This is a genomic window from Iningainema tapete BLCC-T55, from assembly GCF_014698965.1.
Classification (GTDB): domain Bacteria; phylum Cyanobacteriota; class Cyanobacteriia; order Cyanobacteriales; family Nostocaceae; genus Iningainema; species Iningainema tapete.
In genome coordinates, this window is record NZ_JACXAE010000062.1 from 9,367 (window position 1) to 13,817 (window position 4,451).

General features: G+C 44.2%; 6 protein-coding genes. 2 read left to right on the top strand and 4 right to left on the bottom strand.

Annotation, left to right across the window (positions count from 1 at the left end):
• Positions 1-98: 98 nt before the first annotated feature.
• From ICL16_RS18360 to ICL16_RS18375, 4 genes are all read right to left on the bottom strand, one after another.
• Entirely contained in the window at positions 99-1,022 is a 924-nt protein-coding gene (locus ICL16_RS18360; protein WP_337907080.1) for an AAA family ATPase, read from the bottom strand.
• Positions 974-1,465 (bottom strand): DNA-binding protein, encoded by a 492-nt coding sequence (locus tag ICL16_RS18365; protein WP_190830417.1) that lies wholly within the window; start codon positions 1,463-1,465, stop codon positions 974-976. Before ICL16_RS18365 ends, ICL16_RS18360 begins: the two co-directional genes overlap by 49 nt.
• A 206-nt stretch (positions 1,466-1,671) precedes the next feature.
• Positions 1,672-2,037: a clan AA aspartic protease gene (locus ICL16_RS18370; protein ID WP_190830419.1), complete on the bottom strand. Its 366-nt coding sequence runs from the start codon at positions 2,035-2,037 to the stop codon at positions 1,672-1,674.
• Positions 2,034-2,306, bottom strand: coding sequence for a hypothetical protein (locus tag ICL16_RS18375; protein WP_190830421.1), 273 nt, complete (start codon positions 2,304-2,306; stop codon positions 2,034-2,036). The genes ICL16_RS18370 and ICL16_RS18375 overlap by 4 nt, the downstream gene beginning before the upstream one ends.
• Positions 2,307-2,586: 280 nt before the next feature.
• Here ICL16_RS18375 and ICL16_RS18380 point away from each other — a divergent pair, with 280 nt between their 5' ends.
• Positions 2,587-3,006, top strand: coding sequence for a hypothetical protein (locus tag ICL16_RS18380; RefSeq protein ID WP_190830423.1), 420 nt, complete (start codon positions 2,587-2,589; stop codon positions 3,004-3,006).
• Positions 3,007-3,120: 114 nt separating this feature from the next.
• The coding region (locus ICL16_RS18385) for a tetratricopeptide repeat protein (RefSeq protein ID WP_238360830.1) at positions 3,121-4,451 on the top strand (1,331 nt) is incomplete at its 3' end.

The following is a 4,451-nucleotide window of genomic DNA, read 5'->3' on the forward strand; positions in this document are numbered from 1 at the left end:
GCAATACCATTTCTCTAAAAGCTGGCTACACACGATTCCTTCAAGCCCCCCGACTTTCGGGGGGTTGGGGGGTAAAAATGTGTGGTAAATACTTAGCATTAGCGCCTCCTATCCTCTTTAGGTAACATCATTCCTAAGTAGCGAAGACTGACAAACAGTGCCAGGGATAAACCACCCAGGATATACAGACTTCTATCGTGCAACGCCAGCCCAATAAACCTAACCGCAGCTAAAAGCCCCATAGAAGCCATAATTACAGGAGATACATCAAGGTAAACGTCTCCATCTGATAAATTTGGATCATCCACCCCTGACTCAATCTCATCAATTAACCGCTTAGCCAACATCGGGTTGCCGCCGGAGGACGTAGCTAGCTCAGCCACTTTATAAGACGGAATTTGTAATTTCCTAGAAGCAAGCTCCTTCCAAATTAGCGATCGCACATCCCCTTCAGCTAACGGCTCCAGCTTCAACCTGGGTACTTTGAAGGATACACCTTCCAAATCTCGCTTAACTCCCAAGAGTAGCATAGTTGCCCCCAACTCGTGCAGCCCCTCCAGCCAGTACTTAAGGGATGCGGGGAAGCGATGGATGTTGTCAACAATTAATATGTTAGTACCCAAGTTAAGACTAATCTCTTCTTTAAGTTGATCACTGGTTAAAGGTTTATCATCTTCATTGGTGATAGGGCATTCCAACTGCTCAGCAATCGACACCAAGCAGATTTTCACACTACCCGTGTAGATAGCATAAATACCATCAACTTGCTGCTGTACTTGCTTTGCCAAGAAAGTTTTACCCGCCCCAGGATCACCAATTACCATTAAACTGTTGCCATCTCTGAGGTTATTGACTACTCGCTTAGTAAGGAAAGCGCGGTAATCTTGAGATTCACCTCGTTGCTTGGGCTGCTTCTTAGGCTTACGCCCACGAGGTAAATCATCCTCATCATCTTCATCATCATGCCCAGGGGCTATAGTCGAGCGATCGCCACCTGAGCTATAGTTTTTGGGTCGAAATATCCTTTATTAGATAATGGCACAGTGATAGCAGCCTTTTCCGCTTCAGCTATCTCTCGCTTTACATCTTCTGGAAGTAAATGGGGGTTTTCTTGTAAGTACTTTGCTATATCAATCTCCGCAAGCCTCAAGCTTTTGACTATTTGCACTGCATTGAGGGTGGCTTGCGTAATGTTAGCTTCAGAAATTACTGGTACAGGCGATGGTACAGAATCAACGCTTATTGAGTCTGATTCCTCTGATTGTTGCGAAACCTGGCTACTTCCTGCAACTGTGATTGCAGTTTTTTCCTTCTCAGCCTTCCACTCAGAGATGTACTTTGACAAGTCTCTGTCGCTTCCCCCGGTACGGGAGCGTACCGTTTCTCTAGTAATTTTTTCTCCAGCGACTTGCATATTATCACATGCGTTAAAAACTTTTTCCCTAAGAGATAGTTCTTCGCTCATAGCCCCTGATGGTACACAATTAAGAATTATGGTACGACGCTGTACCAAGGCAGCGGCAACCGTACCAATACGTGGTACTATTGAAAGAGTTTGCTATTTATGATTGTACCAATACGGGTACACAAAAAAATTTGATACACTGTACGCAAGATTTCATTCTATTTATCAGTAGCGACTACCTACATCAAGGTTGCTGCTAGCGGCGTTTACAACTCATCAATTGTCACCAACCCGCCCTCTGTAAACTGAATAACGAGTTCTTGCTCATCCAGCAAGGCAGTTCCAAGCAAGGGTTGCCTTCCTGTGGCAATGACAAGAACTTCTCGCTCTTCACCATCCCAAAGAACAATCGCTTCATGAAGTGGAAGCAACACTTCACTGTTGTCTGCCAAATTTGCAGGAATGTCATGCCTAAAGGTTAAACCCATCAATGAAACCGCTTCTAGAGGAAGGCAAAGTTCCCCAGTGAAGCCTGTATCGATGACAAATTCAATCGGGATGCTTGAGCCGTTCGGCAGCAAAAATGTCAGGGCGACAGTGGCGTGTCTATCCATCACAATTCCAGAAATCACCCGTGAACCCGCTCCATAACACCGCTAAATGAGACAGCAACTTTATAGCCAACGCGAATCCCAAAGAGTCGGGCGTTTGGGTGCTTCTTGCTAAGGTTACGGGATGCTTGCAGTCCAGTTTTATCGATTTCATAATCACCTGTTTCAATATCGATGATAACCATCTTGCCGATATTTTCCTCAGTTTCGACCTTTTGACGAATACCACCCTCGTACAGTTGCTTTGCTCGACGCGCAACTTCTTCGCGACTGAGAAGGATTGCTTGCATAAGCTGGCTCCTGATTGCTATTTGACTTCTTTCGACCTCCTTATAATACCGTTTCTCATGATAGCTTGCTACACGCGATCCCCTAATGCCCTTGGAAAGGGGGGTTGGGGGGATCACAAGAGCAAACACTCTACGCAGAAAGCATCACATAAAAAAGCCCTTTTTGATACTATGTGACTCAAGAGTCGAAACGATAACTATAATTTATCCACTTTAATTGCGGAATTTGGTACAAAAGCGATGTGGTAATAAGTTAGAATCTTCTTAAACGAGGTAGCATATGGAGCCATTGACTGCTGGTGCGATCGCAACTCTCGCTTTTAACGCAGCTTTTGGAGAGACGGTTAAGACTCTGACGAAAGCAACCCTTGAGAAAATAAACGTGCTACGGAAAAAGATTTGGGACAAGGTTAGAGGAAAACCAGGGGCACAAGCAGCACTAGAAAAAGCAGAAAAAGGCTCTAAGACAGATTTAGAGACAGTTGCTGAGTACTTGCAAGCAGAGATGGTTGAAGATTCAGCTTTTGCGACGGAAATAGAAAAATTAGCTCGTGAAATTGACCAAGAGATAAACATTGGTAAAATTCAAGGTCAGAATCTTCAAAATGTGTATGGTGGAGAAGCAGAGCAGAACAATGCTAACAACACCAATGCTCCAGTAATTCAAGGTGGCAGTGGTCATAATATCACATTCCACTGACCGCAGTCGCCCGAATCGGAACGGGTAAAGTTAAATCCGCCAAATAATGTTGTTTTTCAAAGTTCTGCTAACTTTGTTGGACGCCAGCATAAACTTACCGTACTGCGTAAAAAGTTGCTTCAACCAGGTATAGTAGCCCTGACTGCTATTGCTGGTATGGGTGGTGTCGGTAAAACTGAATTAGCAACGCAATATGTACATCAACATGAAGCAGATTACCCTGGTGGTATTTGTTGGTTGAGTGCGAGAGACTCAAATTTAGCTGCTCTTATTGTGCAGTTTGCCCAGCTTTACATGAAACTGGAAGTACCGCAGAAGGATTTCCGAGAAAGACAGCTAAGTCTCACCGAACAAGTAGCTTGGTGCTGGCAGAATTGGCAACCACCAGAAGGACTGGTATTGGTTGTTTTAGATGATGTCACTGATTTGGGGAGTTGTCGAGAGTTTATACCAGGAGGAAACCGTTTTCGCGTGTTGATGACAACGCGATTGCGAAACTTGGACTCTAATATTTATGAGATATCCTTAAATGTGCTGTCACCAGAAGAAGCTTTGCAATTGTTGACAAAGCTAGTGGGTGAAAAGCGGGTGCAAAAGGAACTTAAAACAGCAGAAGAATTATGTGAATGGTTGGGATATCTACCTTTGGGTTTGGAATTGGTGGGGCGCTATGTGAAGAAAAAACCTCCCAACTACACTTTAGCTCGGATGTTACAACGACTCAAAGACCAACGACTAGAAGATGAAGCCATCAATCAACAGCAATTGCAACAAACCCTAAGTACCGCACAGCGAGGTGTTTTAGCCGCATTTGAATTAAGTTGGCTTGAACTTAACCCCATGACACAGCATATTGCCGCGTTGTTAAGCTTATTTGCACCGGATATTTTTGCTTGGGAATGGGTAGAATCTTCAACAGAAATGCTCAACTGGGCTGCTGAGGATGTAGAAACCGCTAACGAGCAACTATATGAGCGCCATTTAATTCAGTGGGTAGAGGATACAGATGGTTGCTGGAAAATTCATCCTTTGATTCGAGAGTTTTTGAAAGTCAAGCTAGCAGGATTAGAAAAAGCTGATGATTTAAAACGCGCTCAAGCAGATACAATGGTGGCGCGTGCTTCAAGTATTCCTAATTCTCCAACTCAGGACTTCATTCAGTCAGTTAAAGATGCCATCCCACACCTAGCAGAGGTAGCACAGAATTTGATTGATGCAGTCAGTGATGAGAATTTAATTGGGGCTTTTACTGGCTTGGGCAGATTTTATCAAGGACAGGGTTTGTATGCGCTGGCTCAACCTTGGTTAGAGCAATGTGTATTAGTAGTACAATCCCGTTTGGGCGAAGAGCATCTGGATGTCGCCCTAAGTTACAACAACCTGGCTCTACTCTACCATTCCCAAGGAAGGTACAGTGATGCTGAACCATTGTTCATTAAAGCTTT

Coding starts and splice junctions, on each gene's coding strand:
- ICL16_RS18365 (WP_190830417.1), bottom strand. CDS start 1,465: ATGAGCGAAGAACTATCTCTTAGGGAAAAAGTTTTTAACGCATGTGAT.
- ICL16_RS18375 (WP_190830421.1), bottom strand. CDS start 2,306: ATGCAAGCAATCCTTCTCAGTCGCGAAGAAGTTGCGCGTCGAGCAAAG.
- ICL16_RS18380 (WP_190830423.1), top strand. CDS start 2,587: ATGGAGCCATTGACTGCTGGTGCGATCGCAACTCTCGCTTTTAACGCA.